This is a genomic window from Lewinella sp. (genome assembly GCF_050633125.1).
GTDB lineage: Bacteria > Bacteroidota > Bacteroidia > Chitinophagales > Saprospiraceae > Lewinella.
In genome coordinates, this window is record NZ_JBOEFX010000065.1 from 78,065 (window position 1) to 94,349 (window position 16,285).

Annotated in this window: 11 protein-coding genes; 6 read left to right on the forward strand and 5 right to left on the reverse strand. The window is 45.3% G+C overall.

Features of this window, described 5'->3' with window-relative positions; all coding sequences use genetic code 11:
- Positions 1-550 precede the first annotated feature (550 nt).
- The 5 genes from ACRBG0_RS14490 to mqo all read left to right on the forward strand — a co-directional run bounded on the left by ACRBG0_RS14490 (position 551) and on the right by mqo (position 7,379).
- Positions 551-1,924, forward strand: a complete 1,374-nt coding sequence (locus tag ACRBG0_RS14490; RefSeq protein ID WP_431487583.1) for a glutamine synthetase family protein — start codon at positions 551-553, stop codon at positions 1,922-1,924.
- A 403-nt stretch (positions 1,925-2,327) separates the two neighbouring features.
- A complete protein-coding gene (locus tag ACRBG0_RS14495) occupies positions 2,328-3,245 on the forward strand; it encodes a hypothetical protein (protein ID WP_431487584.1) in 918 nt (305 codons plus the stop codon).
- Between the two features lie 254 nt (positions 3,246-3,499).
- Complete coding sequence (locus ACRBG0_RS14500; RefSeq protein WP_431487585.1) at positions 3,500-4,903, forward strand: L-serine ammonia-lyase; 1,404 nt, start codon at positions 3,500-3,502, stop codon at positions 4,901-4,903.
- A 327-nt stretch (positions 4,904-5,230) separates the two neighbouring features.
- On the forward strand, positions 5,231-5,629 hold the full coding sequence (locus tag ACRBG0_RS14505) for a VanZ family protein (protein WP_431487586.1): 399 nt from the start codon (positions 5,231-5,233) through the stop codon (positions 5,627-5,629).
- Positions 5,630-5,870: 241 nt separating this feature from the next.
- Entirely contained in the window at positions 5,871-7,379 is a 1,509-nt protein-coding gene (gene mqo, locus ACRBG0_RS14510) for a malate dehydrogenase (quinone) (RefSeq protein ID WP_431487587.1), read from the forward strand.
- Here mqo and ACRBG0_RS14515 read toward each other — a convergent pair.
- Positions 7,366-8,334: an endonuclease/exonuclease/phosphatase family protein gene (locus ACRBG0_RS14515; protein WP_431487588.1), complete on the reverse strand. Its 969-nt coding sequence runs from the start codon at positions 8,332-8,334 to the stop codon at positions 7,366-7,368. The genes mqo and ACRBG0_RS14515 overlap by 14 nt on opposite strands.
- 157 nt (positions 8,335-8,491) lie before the next feature.
- Here ACRBG0_RS14515 and ACRBG0_RS14520 point away from each other — a divergent pair, with 157 nt between their 5' ends.
- A complete protein-coding gene (locus ACRBG0_RS14520; RefSeq protein WP_431487589.1) occupies positions 8,492-9,295 on the forward strand; it encodes an alpha/beta fold hydrolase in 804 nt (267 codons plus the stop codon).
- A gap of 25 nt (positions 9,296-9,320) precedes the next feature.
- On the opposite strand, the gene ACRBG0_RS14525 is transcribed toward ACRBG0_RS14520, so the two are convergent.
- From ACRBG0_RS14525 to ACRBG0_RS14540, 4 genes are all read right to left on the reverse strand, one after another.
- Positions 9,321-9,737 (reverse strand): hypothetical protein, encoded by a 417-nt coding sequence (locus ACRBG0_RS14525; RefSeq protein WP_431487590.1) that lies wholly within the window; start codon positions 9,735-9,737, stop codon positions 9,321-9,323.
- A 16-nt stretch (positions 9,738-9,753) separates the two neighbouring features.
- Positions 9,754-11,631, reverse strand: coding sequence for a tRNA uridine-5-carboxymethylaminomethyl(34) synthesis GTPase MnmE (gene mnmE, locus ACRBG0_RS14530; RefSeq protein ID WP_431487591.1), 1,878 nt, complete (start codon positions 11,629-11,631; stop codon positions 9,754-9,756).
- A 96-nt stretch (positions 11,632-11,727) separates the two neighbouring features.
- Complete coding sequence (locus ACRBG0_RS14535; protein WP_431487592.1) at positions 11,728-12,915, reverse strand: MFS transporter; 1,188 nt, start codon at positions 12,913-12,915, stop codon at positions 11,728-11,730.
- 171 nt (positions 12,916-13,086) lie between these two features.
- Complete coding sequence (locus ACRBG0_RS14540) at positions 13,087-16,197, reverse strand: hypothetical protein (RefSeq protein ID WP_431487593.1); 3,111 nt, start codon at positions 16,195-16,197, stop codon at positions 13,087-13,089.
- Between the last annotated feature and the right edge of the window lie 88 nt (positions 16,198-16,285).

Genomic DNA, 16,285 nt, shown 5'->3' on the forward strand with positions numbered 1-16,285 from the left:
ATACCTAACACCTCTGCAAGGTATTACATTCTAAATCCATACAGTTCTCAATCAATCTCAGTTGCCCCGTCTTGATCCAGTATTTCTGGATACGGAGAAGCTGCTTTCCTGCTGAAAAACATGCTTCGAAAAAACATAGCAAACATTACAATAGTGTATAATATTGAGATCTTAAGTGGTGATACTTTTCCAATAACACCTGCTAGTATACTAAGACTTTCAGGAAACGGATTGACTCCGGAAAAAAGGAGATGACTGGCCCAAGTCAAACAAGCGAATAATACGGAAACAAAAAGAAACACTGTGAACTTCATAATTACGCCTCCTTTATCTTTTCCATTTCTCCGAAAAAACTCTCACCGAATGCATCTCCTATTGATGTACGAAAGTTAGTGCTCGTAATTAGCTGCTCTATTTTTGGCAATTTATTCATCTGTATTTTTTCGCCCAACTTACTTTCCACGCTCCCCCCAACACCCCAAAGATAGAACAACTTTGGTCCTTTACCCGAAGCGCTTACCTTTACCCCTACACAAAAAGGGCACCAAAGATGACGCTAAAAGGAATGTTGAGTATGGAAGAACTGTACACGATGGTAGCGGTCGAAGAAATAGAAACCATCATCGTAGCTTTCACCGACCATTACGGGCGCTTGGTGGGGAAGCGTGTTGCTGCAGATTTCTTTGTTGAAAAAATTGCCGAGGAAGGCACCCACGCCTGCAACTATCTCCTTACAACGGATATGGAAATGGAGCCAATGCCCGGCTATGCTTCTGCCAACTGGCAAAAAGGCTACGGCGACTTCCACCTCGTTCCTGACCTGAAGAGCTTACGGATTGCTGATTGGTTGGACAAAACAGCTATCGTATTGGCAGATGTTCATAACGACGAACATCAATTAGAAAGCATTGCCCCCAGATCCATATTGCAAAACCAAATGCAGCAGCTTCAAACCTTGGGCTATACCGCTGCCGGGGCCTCTGAACTGGAGTATTACCTCTTTGAAAATTCTTACCGCCAGGCACACGAACAGCATTACCAAGATTTAAAAGCCGTAGGCTGGTACTTGGAAGACTACCACATCCTGCAAGGCTCTCGTACCGAAAACTTCCACGGGCGGGTGCGTCGCCACTTGCAGCGTTCGGGGGTGCCGGTAGAAACCTCCAAGGGAGAATGGGGCCTCGGCCAGCACGAACTGAATATTCGCTACGCTGAAGTGCTGGAAATGGCCGACCGGCACGTCGTCTACAAACAATGCCTCAAGGAAGTGGCAGACAGCATGAGCTACGCCGTAACCTTTATGGCCAAATACGCCGAAGACCAGGCGGGATCAAGCTGCCACATCCACCTGAGTTTATGGAAGGATGGCAAAAATGCCTTCGCTGGCAAAGAGTCGTTTGGTGGTGTTGCCTGTTCGCCCATCTTTCGCTGGTTTCTGGGAGGGTGGATGAAATATACGCCAGAGGTCATGCCTTTCTTTGCACCTACCGTCAACTCCTACAAACGGTACCAGGATGCCTCATGGGCACCCACACGCCTGGCGTGGAGCTATGACAATCGCACAGCAGGGTTTCGCGTAGTTGGAAAAGGCGAAAGTTTGCGAATAGAGTGTCGCATCCCAGGCGCAGACTGCAACCCTTACCTCGCTTTTGCGGCTTCACTAGCGGCAGGTTTACAGGGTATAAAAGACCAAACAGCGCCGCCCGAAGCTTTTAGTGGAGATGTTTATGCGGCCAAAGAATTGGAGATGGTGCCTACCTCTTTGGCAGATGCAACGGCATTATTTTCACAAAGTAGCTTCGCAAAAAATGCCTTTGGCGAAGACGTTGTAGCCCATTACACCCATTTTTTTCAAACGGAATCCCGTGCTTACGAAAAATCGGTAACCGACTGGGAAAGAAGACGTTATTTCGAGCGCATCTAACTTAGACTAGCCTTTTTCTGAGAAAAAAAGCAATTTTAACATAATATTAAGAATCCCGCGCCGTTTTAAATCCCGTAAATAAAGAACAGCACGAAAACAAAAAGTGATTTTGTTTTTCACAATAGTTAAATAAGCGATTTAACTATTTGGAAAACTTGAGAAAAATCGCAGTTTGTTTTCTGCGCAATACACATCTATGTGAGTTTTCTACCACGACATTTTAATTATCTGCCTTCAGGTACAATTTAAACCTCATTAAAAAAGCATGATTTCAAGTGATTACGTATTGATCACTTAATGAAGGTTTATTTCTCCAGTTAACAAGACTTTTTTTACACAACATCATCTATTGGTTACCCCACCAAAGGGTAGCCTACATTTTTATTCAAACTTCTTAGAGATTATGAAAAATCAAAAAAGCGGATTAATCGTTGCGGTGGTATTACTGGCGATCGCACTAATCGGTTCTTTAATTTGGGGTAGCAGCACCTCCGGCAAGGTAGACAAACTACAAGCCGACAAAATGGCGGTAACAGCTTCTTTGGAAGATATGTCCACCCTCCGGGATGAACTAGCTGCCGAAGTAGACAGCATGGTCATGCAATACGACGAACTAGCCCAGGAAAATAATAGCCTGCAAGGGCAAATGGCACAATCGCAAGAAGACCTAAACCGTGCTAAAGCAGCACTGAGCAAGGCCAAGCGTAGTTCTGCTGGCGAAATCAACGATCTACGGGCGCAGATCGAAGAATTGCAGCGGATCAAGCAGGACCTGCAATTGAACATGGACAGTATGCTGGCTCAAAACGATTCTTTACGCCTGGAAATTGGCGTACTCGAAGGCGACCTGGCTATGTCTACAGAGCAAAATACAATACTCAATGAATCCAATGTGCAAAAAGACAGTGAGATTAAAGCACTGACTTATGAAAGCTTCAAGGCCACTTCTTTTGAGATTTCTCCAGAGGTAAAGAGTGGTAATGCAACGGCCAAATCAGGAAGAGCACGTAGGATTACAGCCAGCTTTGAGTTGGAAGGCGTACCAGCTGACTACCAGGGTTCACGCCCTATTTACCTGGTGATTACTGACGAAACGGGAACACCGATTCCCCGCACGGACTACATCACTACGACCGTCCGCCCACTTGATGGTCAGCCACAGGATATCATGGCCGTAGAAGCCCGTGAGGAGGAGTTGACGGAATCACAGCGCCTGACCTTCACCCATGAACTGGAGAATAAACTCGATGCCGGAAACTATACGCTAAGTGCCTATACCGACGTAGGGTTCCTAGGGTCATCTACCTTCCGTCTTCGTTAATATTTTTTTTGCATTAATACCCAAACACTTTCCCAAGTAACCCTTTGGATAATTGACGGCTAGGCACTCACGTGCTTAGCCGTTTTTATTTTGCCTATTTTATGAGCTTACCTGTTTAAAACCTGTAGCTTTGCACCCGCTAAGAGGTAGGAATAAATTCCGTATTTACTTCTACCAAAGTGTAGCTGCCGTAAGGTACTTTGCCCTAACCACCATTGCCACTGCTAATCAGTGGTCACCACAAGTGTTTTACTATGGAACGCTTAAGCATATTTGATATTTACAAAATCGGCGTCGGCCCATCCAGCTCGCATACGCTCGGCCCTTGGAATGCTGCAACCCAGTTTGCGGCAGCACTTTGGGGAAAAGACATTGACCACCTCCAGGTTCACCTCTATGGCTCACTGTCAAAAACAGGCCGCGGGCACGCCACCGATGTGGCCGTACAGCTAGGCCTGGAAGGCCACGACCCCGTCATTATTGACACCCAGGAAATTCCCGCCATCATTGAACGAATTCTTCGGGAGGAACGACTGGAAGTCAATAAGAACGATATCACTTTCTCTCCAAAACAAGACATCATCTTCCATGGGCACAGCCTCCCCGGCCACCCCAACACCCTTACCTTTAAGGCCTTCTATAAGGATGAATTGATAGAAGAACACACCTACTATTCTCTCGGTGGTGGGTTTATCGAACAAGAGGGCGTATCCCAAACAGATATCCGGCAAGCGTGGCTACCGTTCCCGATCGACGAGGGATCGGAATTACTGGACTATACCAATACGCACGATTGTCGGATTTCGGATATTGTTTGGGCCAACGAGCTGCGATTTCGCAATTTCCGGTCCTTCAAAAGCAGAATGGATGGCATTTTCCGAGCGATGCTGGATTGTGTATACCGAGGTGTCACCACCGAGGGTATTTTGCCCGGAGGCTTAAACGTCCGCCGCCGCGCCTACAAGCTAAACCAGGAATTACTCAAAGGGGCAGCTTTTAGTAATCGCGACGAGTGGCTAGCGCTCGTAATGAAATCGTCCCGAGATTTTGTAACCGTCAACAAGTGGGTAAGTTGTTTCGCGCTCGCGGTCAACGAAGAAAACGCAGCGCTAGGCAGGGTAGTCACCTCCCCAACAAATGGCGCAGCAGGGGTGATTCCTGCCGTGATTTTATACATGTATTGTTTTTGTGATTGCAATACATTAGACCATGTCGAACGTTTTTTACTCGCCTCGGGTGAAGTGGGCTGCCTTTTCAAAAAAGGGGCTACCATTTCCGCAGCCATGGGTGGTTGTCAAGCCGAAATTGGCGTTTCTTCCGCTATGGCTGCTGCTGGTCTCACCGAGGTTTTAGGCGGAAGCCCCAAACAGGCACTCATGGCCGCCGAAATAGCAATGGAACACCACCTTGGCCTTACCTGCGACCCCATCGGAGGGCTGGTTCAGGTACCCTGCATTGAGCGCAATACCATGGGAGCAATCAAAGCAATAACTGCTACCAACCTGGCACTCTCCGGCGATCCTGATGATTGTAAAGTAAACTTTGATGTGGTCGTAAAAACCATGTGGGATACCGCCCAAGACATGAATCACAAGTACAAAGAAACTTCAGAAGGCGGACTAGCTTTCAACCTACCTGTAGTCTTGCCGAACTGCTAAAAAGGCATACCCCCAGCTTTTATGGTACAGAAAAAAGGGTAGCGCTTTCCTACATAATCTTTTTTGGGGCCGTAGCGGCGCTGCGCTGGCTACCGCTTGCTCCATTCCTAGTGCTTGCTTTGCGTCGCACTACCATTACGCCAGCTCGTCCTTAGTCGCTCCGCGCCTCGCGCTACGGCCCATCGGCCTGCGCACTAATTTAGTCCAGAGGCATACCGCAAAAAAAAGCACCCTATAGTTAAGCTCCAAAATTTTCCTTCCGGGAAAATAAATGTGGTTTTTATTCAGTTATAGTCATCAACTTTTAAATTCAAAGTACTTTGACTAATGAAACAACTAACAATAAAACAACTTTTTTGGCCGGTCTTAGCACTGTCTTTTATGACCTTTATCTTCTGGATCATCATCCAGGCAGACCTTGGCCACAGCATAGGTTTTAGTAAATTCGTCAGGCACCTGCCCTTTGGGGATAAACTGGGGCACTTTTTCCTTTATGGCATCCTTGCTTTTTTGGTCAACCTGGCATTAAAAAACAGGAAAGTTGCCGTCTTTGGCCATCAAATACTCTTGGGAGGTTTGCTCGTACTGATTTTTGCAATACTGGAGGAGTTTACACAAATGGCCCTTTCAACACGCGACTTTGAACTATGGGATATGTTTTGCGACCTGCTAGGGATTACCTTGTTTTCTTGGCTGGCTTTATGGGTTAGCAAGCGGCAGAACTGATTACTTTTAGCGATCAGAAATAAGGGTGTCCAGCCAACTGTGTCTAACTAAATTGTCGAAATGTATCTACTTGCAATAAAAAAGCTCTGCGCCTCTTCGTCTCTGCGCGATACACACTATTTGGGATACTCCCTCAGAAATGGGCAAAATATACAAGTTCCGTAACTTACGGACTCCTTGCGATCAAGTAGATTGCAACACAAGCAGTTTTTTGCCTCAAACGAAAATCATTGACAGCTAAATGAACATTGAGCAATCTAAGCAAAACATCACCCTCATTGGGGCCGGAATCATGAGCGCTACGCTAGGGGTACTACTCAAAAAGCTGCTCCCAAATGCACAAATTACCATTTTTGAAAGGCTAGATAAGGCCGGACAAGAAAGCTCCGATGCCTGGAACAATGCGGGCACCGGGCATTCGGCTTTTTGTGAACTAAACTATACTCCGGAAAAAGAAGACGGGTCGATAGATCTGAGTAAAGCTTTACGGATTTCAGAACAATTTGAAGTATCCAAGCAGTTTTGGGCCTACCTCAAAGAAAGAGGAAACTTGTCTCAAAGGAAAGCATTCATCAATGACATCGATCACATGTCGCTAGTTTGGGGTGCTGATAATGTTGCTTTCCTCAAGAAGCGCTACGAAGCCATGGTGCAGTATCCCATTTTTGAAGATATGCTTTACTCAGAGGATCCCCAGCAGATCACTGAATGGACTCCTCTCATGATGGAAGGACGCACGGGCGAAGATCCGATTGCAGCTACCCGAATGGCTATTGGAACCGACGTTAACTTTGGCGATATCACGCGCGGCATGATCCGCTATCTCGAGGATCTGAAGGGCGTAGAGGTGAATATGGCGCACGAAGTACAGGATATCGAAAAGCAACCAGATGGCCGCTGGCTAGTGGGTACAGAAAACCTCACTACTGGAAAGAGTAAAGAAACATTAGCCGATTTTGTGTTTATCGGTGCTGGCGGCGGTGCCTTGAAACTACTAGACAAATCAGGCATTCCGGAAGCCAATGGCTTTGGCGGATTCCCCGTGAGCGGGCAATGGTTGCGCTGCAATAACAAAGATGTTATCCAACGACATGAGGCCAAAGTCTATGGTAAGGCCGCAGTGGGTTCCCCTCCCATGTCGGTGCCTCATTTAGATACCCGAATGATCAATGGTGAACGCTGTCTGCTGTTTGGCCCTTATGCAGGGTTTTCTACCAAATTTTTAAAAAATGGCTCCTACCTTGATCTTTTCCTCTCTATTGAAATGCACAACGTTTGGCCAATGCTATCAGCCGGTGCCAAAAACCTGGACCTTACCAAATATTTAGTAGAGCAGGTACTACAGGATAAAGAAGATAAGTTCAGCTTCCTCCAGCAATATTACCCGGAAGCAAAGATTGAAGACTGGGAACAAGAAACGGCAGGGCAGCGCGTTCAGATCATCAAAAAAGATGGCAAAAAAGGCGGTAAGCTTCAGTTTGGCACCGAAGTAGTGAGCAGTTCCGATGGAACACTTTCTGCCCTTCTGGGAGCTTCTCCCGGAGCATCTACCTCGGTATCAATCATGCTCGAGGTGTTGGCCAAATGCTTCCCCGATAATCTCGCTTCTCCTGAATGGACCAAGAAAATAAAAACGATGATCCCATCCTATGGGCAATCCTTGATTACCAATAAAGAACTCCTTGATAAAACCCGTGCAAGGACGACAGACATATTGAAGTTGGAAGAGGATCTTACTAATCCCGAATAGAAAATTCCGCCCAAAGCGGATAATGATCCGAAATCATCCAAGAGATTTGCTGGGTATTGAGGTCTCTGTTTTTCAATACATGCGGAACAAAGTCGAAGTTTCCTCCCTTAATGTATTCCATATTCAGCTTGGATTTTTTGCTACGCCCATTAAACCAAGCAATATGGTCATAAAATTTGCTCGTATTGAAAATACTCCTGGTCACTGCAGCTAAATCATCAGGAATATACAACCCGCTGGAGATAAAAGTTTCGTGTAACAAATCACCCCGAGCATCTACATTAAAATCTCCTAAGGCAATTAAATTATCACTATAACTATCGGAGCCAGAAGCCCACTTTGCCATCCAGTCCGCAATTGCTTTAAGTTCTGGAATACGGTCTCCACTAGATTTGCCATAGAGAATATGGAGGGTTACCAGAATAAACGTTTCGTTTTTGCTCTTAAAGCTCACAGCATAAGGCGTGCGGGCAAACTGCTCTCTTAAAGCTCCTGCTGAAATGTTATCAAGCTGTTCTTTCGGAACAACCAACTCCGAGGCGAGACCTGAGAGTTTTACTCGACGTGTATCAAATACGAAGGCCATTCGCTCGCCGTTTCCTGCATCTCCTTCGGTAACATCTGTAAGGATAAAACTCCAGTCATCACCCAATATTTCCATCATTTGGTGCAACCCGGCAACATTGGCTTTCACCTCCTGAATAGCAATGACATCAAACCGCTCTACAATAGCACTAATCAGGTAGAGCGAATGCATATCTCTACGAGGAGAATCATTTTTATCCGACTGCCATTCCTCAGTGATATTCCCAAATGCTCTAATGTTCCAAGTAGCAACAAGGAGGTTGCGATCCAAACTTTTAGCAGGAATCGATTGGTCGAGTACATTCTCTAACTCCTCCAGTTCTGCTGCAATTTGGGCAGGAATTTTAGCGGAAGCAAGTTCATTTTTCATGGCCAGTGGTTATATCTATCCTCAAGTTATCATTGTTTTAACACAGAAGAAGTACTTTGTGTTGATTTTTATCAGCATACTTCCTAACAAAGGCTATCATTTGGCATAATAACAGGCCGAAAAAATAACCACTCTGTCCTTAATACGTTTTTACTGCATGTCAAACAATCAATTGCTTTATTACGAAACCTACCCTTGCGACAAGCCCAATGCGGCTTGGATGCTATTTGTACATGGCGCAGGAGGAAGTACAAGGACTTGGCGTAGGCAAATTGATGACTTGAGTCAAACTTACAACCTGCTCCTTATCGATTTGCCCGGGCACGGCGAGATGGCTAAACGCAGCAACGCTGCTGATGTTTACACCTTTGAAGCCATTGCTACTGCCATCTGGCAAGTCGTTGACCATTTAAAGATCAAAGCCTCTCATCTGGTAGGGGTATCCTTAGGTGCTATTATTGTTTTAGAGATGCGGGAATTACGCCCGAAACAAACCATGTCTATCATCTTATCAGGGCCTATCCTACAGTTAAACACCAAGCTAAAAGTACTGGCTTCCATGAGCTTAGGACTGGCCAAAATCATTGGCTATCCCAACTTCTACAAACTTAGTGCGCTGATTATGATGCCGCGCACCAATCACCAAAAATCGAGAAAAGTTTTCATTAAGGAATCACGCGTACTCACTACCGAGGAATTCCGTAAATGGACCAACATGTATTATGGTCTAAACAAAACACTTAAGAGGCTTTTTCAACAACCACTATCACATCCTCATTTACTTGTGAGTGGTGCCCAGGATCACCTTTTTCTTTACGCTGCCCAAGCATACGCAAAGATGCACAGCCAGTATACCAACTTGAAGATTGTACCCAAATGCGGCCATGTCGTTTCTATCGAAAAGGCGAGTATATTCAACCAATTGTGCCTTGATTTCCTGAACGAGAAAATGAAAGAATGATTACTGGCACGCTTCAACCAACAACTTAGAGGAAATTACTAATGTAGTTTAGGTACCCCGTCTTTCCTCCCTCCTTGCTCCATAATCGCACGGATTTTGATAGCGTTTTTATACATGTTGCATAAAATGCCGGCAACGAAGGTATCGGATTGCCATTAGGTTTAATTTCGGGATTATTGACAACTGACGAGTCGGCTTCCAACTCTTCCCTTTCTTCAATAACGTTGAGTATTTCATCTAAAAGCGCTTGACGCCTGTCAGAAGAAGACAATGGCTCTTTGGCCTCTTTCCCCTTCGCCAGGGTCTGAAAATAGGTAACGAGTTGATCAAAAGCAAATACCACATCACCATCCAACAACTTAGGAAACTCCTCCCGAATTTCGAGCACCGTAGATTCGATGGATTGCATGAAGGCTTGTTGATACAAGGGTGGTTGTTTCATGTTTTTTTGTTTTTTTCTACTTCCCAATGCAAAACTTCCCAAAAATATTCCCCAATAAATCATCCGTAGATATCTCTCCCGTAATTTCTCCCAAATGATGCAATGACCGTCGAATATCCATCGCTATAAAGTCGGAGGTCACCCCAGTTGCCATCCCTTCCAACACAGCAGCTAGTGCTTCGTAGGATTTTTCCAATGCTTCATAGTGGCGAGCATTGCTCACAATGGTACTATCGGCATTCACCTTCTCCGAAAGCACAGCCTCATAGAGTTTGTCTTTGAGGTGAGGTACGTTCATGCCCTCGCGGGCGATGATGGGTACCCAGTTGTTTTGCTCCACCCTCGGCCCCTCCTTTTCGACCCACCCTGGCCCTCCCTCTCCAGGGAGGGAAAAAGGATCATGAAGTTTTCGAAAAACAGATCTTATAACCGCATCAATATCCTGAGAAATCTCTTCGTTTGTAAACCGAAGAACATGGTAACCACTTTGTTCTAAAATCTTCGTTCTCTCTTCATCAGATAGCTGAACTTCAGGTAATTGATGATAGCCACCATCCACCTCAATGACAAGCTGTTTTTCCGCACAATAAAAATCTGCAATAAAATATCCGACAATGTGCTGTCTCAAAAACTTTTGCCCCGCAACCTGTCGCTTACGTAGTCTCTCCCAAAGCATTTTTTCTGCTAGTGTTTGCTCTCTACGCATTTCACGCGCATAGGCTTTCAGCTTATCATAACTTCCCGGATTTGCCGTCCTCCAACCTTTCAGTTCACCTCCCCTCCCTCTAGGGAGGGGCTCGGGGTGGATCGAAAAGGAGGGGCCGGGGGTGGAGCTATAGTCCTCCCACTTCGTATACGGATTCAAGTCCATTTTATTCGCTACCACCAGCACATGCATACCGGGCGTCACCAGCTTAGCAAGGTCAGCCCGAACCTCTGCAGGTTGGGTTTCTACTACATCAAAAACGTAGACGAGCAGACTACTCTGCCGTACCTTCTCCATGGTTTTTTCTACGCCAATGGCTTCAATAGCATCTTCTGCTTCCCGAATTCCGGCAGTGTCGATCAGCCGAAACTGGATACCTTTTATATTTAAGACTTCTTCAATGGTATCACGAGTGGTGCCGGCAATTTCGCTTACTATTGCACGCTCTTCATTCAGCAGAGCATTCAGGAGGGTACTCTTGCCAGCGTTCGGCCGGCCCGCAATAACGGTATTTACGCCTTGCTTGATGACGTTGCCTAGCTGAAAACTCTGAATCAACCGCCGCAGTACCCCTTGTATTTTTTCTACTAACTCTCGCAGGTCATCCCGGTTGGCAAACTCTACATCTTCTTCACCAAAATCTAGCTCTAGCTCAATTAGACTTGCAAAATCGATCAGTTGTTGGCGTAAAGCAGCAATTTCATTACTAAAACCACCTCGCATCTGCTGCATAGCCAATTCATGGCTCCCCTCCGAACTAGAAGCTATCAAATCAGCTACCGCCTCTGCTTGACTCAAATCCATCTGTCCATTCAAAAAAGCCCTCATCGTAAACTCTCCCGCTTGCGCCAAACGCGCACCCTGACGAATAAACAACCGCATCAGCTCCTGGATAATAAAATCAGAACCATGACAACTTACCTCTACCACGTTTTCACCCGTATAAGAGCTTGGCGCCACAAACAGGGTCACTAATACTTCATCTAGTATCTTATTTTCTTCATCACGGATAGTACCAAAATGCACGGTGTGACTAGCTTGTTCACCTAGGTTTTTTCCTTTAAAGGTCTCGTCGACAATGGAAATCGCTGCCGGCCCTGAAAGCCGAATCACCCCAATCGCCCCCACTCCCTGCGGAGTAGCTAAGGCCACAATCGTATCCGATAAATTATGCGCAGAATATCCCATGAGGAGTTTTAATAAGAAAGAAACAGCAATACAATCGACACAAAAACAAAATTAGAATAAAAATTAGACTTACTAAGAGCTTGTTTGAGACTTGCTCTAAGCCCGCTGCTTCCCTTTGAAAAAATAGAGAAAGCCAAACGCTACGGCAACGCCAAACCAAGTCGGAAGCCACCAAATTTGTGCCCAATTATGGGAATGATCAGCAAGCGTATGGGCACTAACAGTCTGACCAGCAATCGTGGAACCAATAAAAACACCGATTCCCAGCGTGAGTAAAGAATAAAAACCCTGCCCTGTACCCCGTAAATGAACAGGCACCCGAGTATCCAGATAAATCTGTGCAGATAACATCGAGAAAATATAGGCCAGTCCATGCATTCCTATCCCCAACATCAGCCAAGCTTCTGAATGAAAATGAATCCCGAGAATAAAACAGCCATAACGCAAGCCCCAGGTCAGTAAACCCACAAAAATGATGTACTTCAAACGCCACCGAACAAAAAACCAGGGCAGCGCTAGCATAAAAATGATTTCCGTGATCTGCCCCAAGGCCATTTTTCCTGCAGCATTGGTTACCCCAAATTCATTCAAAAATGGATTAACAAAACTGTAGTAATAAGAAGAAGGAATACAAATAAGCGCTATTGCGATAACCATCACTACGAGCGAACGATCCTTGAACAAAGCCTGCATTTCAGATCCACGTAGACTCTGTAACAAATTTTCTTTTTGCTTTTGCGGAGGCGTTGCAGGTAGCGTTAAAGAATAAAGTCCCTGTAATACCGAACAGGTAGCCGCTATCTGAAAGGGCAACACTTGATCTTCCACTTTCAACCAACTTATTAACAGCCCTGCCATGATCCAAGAAACAGTACCCCAAACTCGAATCCGTGGAAAATCTCGCTTGGTATCTTCAATGTGATGAAAACACAGCGCATTTGATAAACTAAAGGTTGGTAAATAACAAAGCACATACAGCAACATTAACGGATAAAACCAGGCAAACTCCTGCACCTGTGAGACCCAAAACAACAAACCTCCACCAACAATGTGCAGCAAGCCCAAGATTTTTTCCGTAGAAAAAAAACGATCAGCAAGAACGCCTAAAAGAAAGGGAGAAATAGTCGCGGCAATAGCTGTAGTCCCATAAATCATCCCCACCTCTAAGCCACTAAAGCCTAATGTGCCTTGCAAGTAGGTGCCCGCTGTTACAAACCAGCTGCCCCAAATAAAGAATTGCAAAAACTGTAAAACGGAAAGTCGTAAATGGAGGTACGGAATCATCCGCGAAATTACAACGGCTTATTGGTAATTGACATATCGTACTTGCTAAAAATGCATGTTATGACTTTCTTTTTCTCAACAGGTGCAAAAAATAAGAAACCGAGTGATTGATCCCAACTTGTATCAATCACTCGGCTCCCTTTAGTCAAGTTTTCAGATTATTCCTTACTCCTACCAGCCCGGAATCAAATTCAACCCAAAGACCCCGCGGGTGTTCTTCACCAGCGGTACGGCATAATAAGGCTCCACTACCAAAGCACCAAACAGATTGATCCTTAACGAAGCACCCGCAGTAAAAATAGGCTTCACTTCTGGATACGCAACAAAAGGATTACCTGTCTCTGGATTAATCAATGGCTCTCCATTACGATCCAGGGTATAAATAGGGCCACTAAGCTGATCGTTCCGCGTCCAGGCTATTCCTCCATCAATAAAGAGGTTGAAGTCAGAGAACAAGGCTTTTGACTTTATCAACGCCAACTGCTCTGGCCCCGTAAACGGCAAGCGTACCTCAAAACTGGAAACCAGAATTTTAGACCCTGTCAATTCGTCGAAATCTCGACCGGAACCTAAGAAAATCTCTTGGCCAGCTGCTGTATTCAATCCACGAATAAACCAAGGGTAGCCCAAGTATTGAGGAAACAATTGGTCGCTGTTGCCACCATAACGACCATAGTGGGTAGCACGAAAAGCAAAGCTCACTGGCCGCACAAATTCGTATTTCCGAAAATCTACGGTAGCAGAAGTAAAATTGTATTCATCAAAATACTTACCCAACGCCACTCGGTAACGATGCCCGTTTAGCGGAGCCGCCATCCCAAAGGAGGAGTTGTCGCTCACCCAGGCAGCTTCTACTTGCCCAATTTGAAAACCCGGGATATCATCTACCTTGTTACGTTCTTGCCCTACTAAAAGGTAAGTGTTTGGCTGATAGTAAAAATCACGACGGTCTAAACGCCCAGAGTAAAGGGAATAATTGGCATTCAGCTCTACACGCATCGTACTAGACAGTGGAAGCTGCCCGAATACACCAAGCTGTTCCTGAAAAATCCTGGTCTCAAATAACGATTGTCGATCGACCAGAGAAATAGGTTCTCCTCCGGTTCCGAAAAGTGTATCTCTCAATTCAATTTCACTTCCGTTAAAACTACGGAAAGGCTGGTGAGACAGGGAAACGCCCCAATTAACTCGGTTCTTGCGATTAATATACGCCACAACGCCACCAACATCTATCAGCTCACCGTTCATGGCAATACTGGTAAAGAACTGGTTGTTACCCAAAATATCGCTAAACATCAGGTCTACACCACCAGCAACACCAGTAGTCGTCCCAAAGGTTTGGTTACTTCCAATACCTACACCGCCGCCGCCGCCGATATAGTCTAGCTTAAATTTAGATTGGTAAATTGCTGGCTGTAGAGAAAGGCTATCGTTTAAATCAACTCCGGCTGTATTCGACGCTAACAATGGATCTACGATACTCGGGGCTCTTTTATTTACTTTAGGTAAAGTCGCAGCCGTCATATCTACTGCCATAGGGTCTACCACTTCTGTCAATAAATCCTCGGCTTCCGCCTGATAAATGCGATAGCCCTGAGAACTAAAATAGGTATACACCAAGCGATTGCGTTTCCTGTCAATGCTAAATGCAGGAGAGAAATGAGTGATACCACTCACGCCGGTGATCAAATCTGTCAACTGTACCATCTCTGCGGTAGCCTTATCGTAACGATATAAATTGCGATAGCCATCACGGTTAGATAAGAAAACGATGTTTCCGTTCGCATCTTCTTCCGGATTCAGGTTATCTGCTCCTGGAAAGAAGGGGTAATTCGTGACCACCCCTGAAACTACATCCAACTCGGCGATATTAAAGTGGTATTTCCCAAAAGGACGGCTATCCTCGCGCATGCTGCTTTCATCGGTTGCAAAATAGAGCCGGCTACCGTCTTCTGACCAACTTGCGTGCAGTTCAGAGAAAGGGGTGTCCGTCAACTGGGTCACCTTTTTAGTACGAATATCAAAAGCGTATAAGTCTACTTGGCCATTTACCAAGCCCGTCACCACAATCGTTCGGCGATCTGGCGACCATGCTGGATTGCTAAAAGCTGGCACGCCTGGGATTGGTTCTTCAAAAGTAGTTTTACCGGTTTCTGCATCACTGATGAGAAGAATATTGTCGCCTTTCGCAACGCCCACATAAGCAAATTCTTGGCTATTAGGCGACCAAGTACCTGATGATTCGATATAATTGAAATCATCGATATGGCCGCTACGGGTACTGCTCGCTACCTTACGAATAACTTTACCTGTGCGGGCTTCCGCCAGAAAAAGGTCAATGCCAAAAACATCTTTCTCGGAAAGAAAAATCACATAACGACCATTAGGACTGATTTCAGGAGCAATGTTCAACCGGCCACCGTTTTCTTTACTGATCAATTCTTTTCCAGGAAACTGCTCTGTTCGGCCGTCAATCATTTTTTGATAATAATCAACAATACTGTTTTTCCATAATTTCGAAAGATCGTCACTTCCCATACCGAGGACTCGCTTAGATGCAGCATCAAAACCATACTTCGCTGTTTCCTCAAAGAAAGGGGCTATAATATCGTCCCCTTTTAAACCAGTGACAAATACCCAAAACATCTGCCCATAGCGATAGGGAAAATATTTAGGGTTATTGAGTTCCTTCAGAGTAGGAAAATCATCGTGCAAAACGGCATCGCGCATCCACATTGCTGTATGAGCATCCACTGATCCTATCGACAAGTACTCTGCCAGGCCTTCTACCATCCAAAGCGGAAGATTTCCCAGATTACGCAGGCTCGTAGAGTCACCATTAATGATCATGTTATACTGAAAAGCATGTACCAGCTCGTGCCCCAAAACATGGTGCGTTTGCTGGTTCGACATAGCAATGGGCATAATGACCCGATTTTTAAAGGCCTCCGTCACTCCGCCAGTCCCCACTCCAATACTACCACCGATAGCATTGGTTTGCTGAAAATCAGCATGGTTCGCATAGAGAATAAAAGGGTTTCGTTCCTTGATCGTGTCGTGTAAGATCGCTTGGTGTTGCCAATACCATTCTTCCGCCTGAGCGACAAAATTCTGGATATAGGCATCATTATCGAGGTAGTGATACAACTCGAAATGAGGCGATTTTAAAACCTTGAAATCAAAGTTTTCGTAATTAGGTTTGTTACGGCCGAAGTACTGAGCCCCGGCTTCTGGTGAGGCAATGAAGAGTGCCAGAACCATTGTGATTATTGATAATCGCATGAGAGGCAATTTTTTTATTTGGTTCAAAAGGGATAACATGTTCAATCAAGCATATATAAAACGCTAGACGTCATCACAAGATGTATAG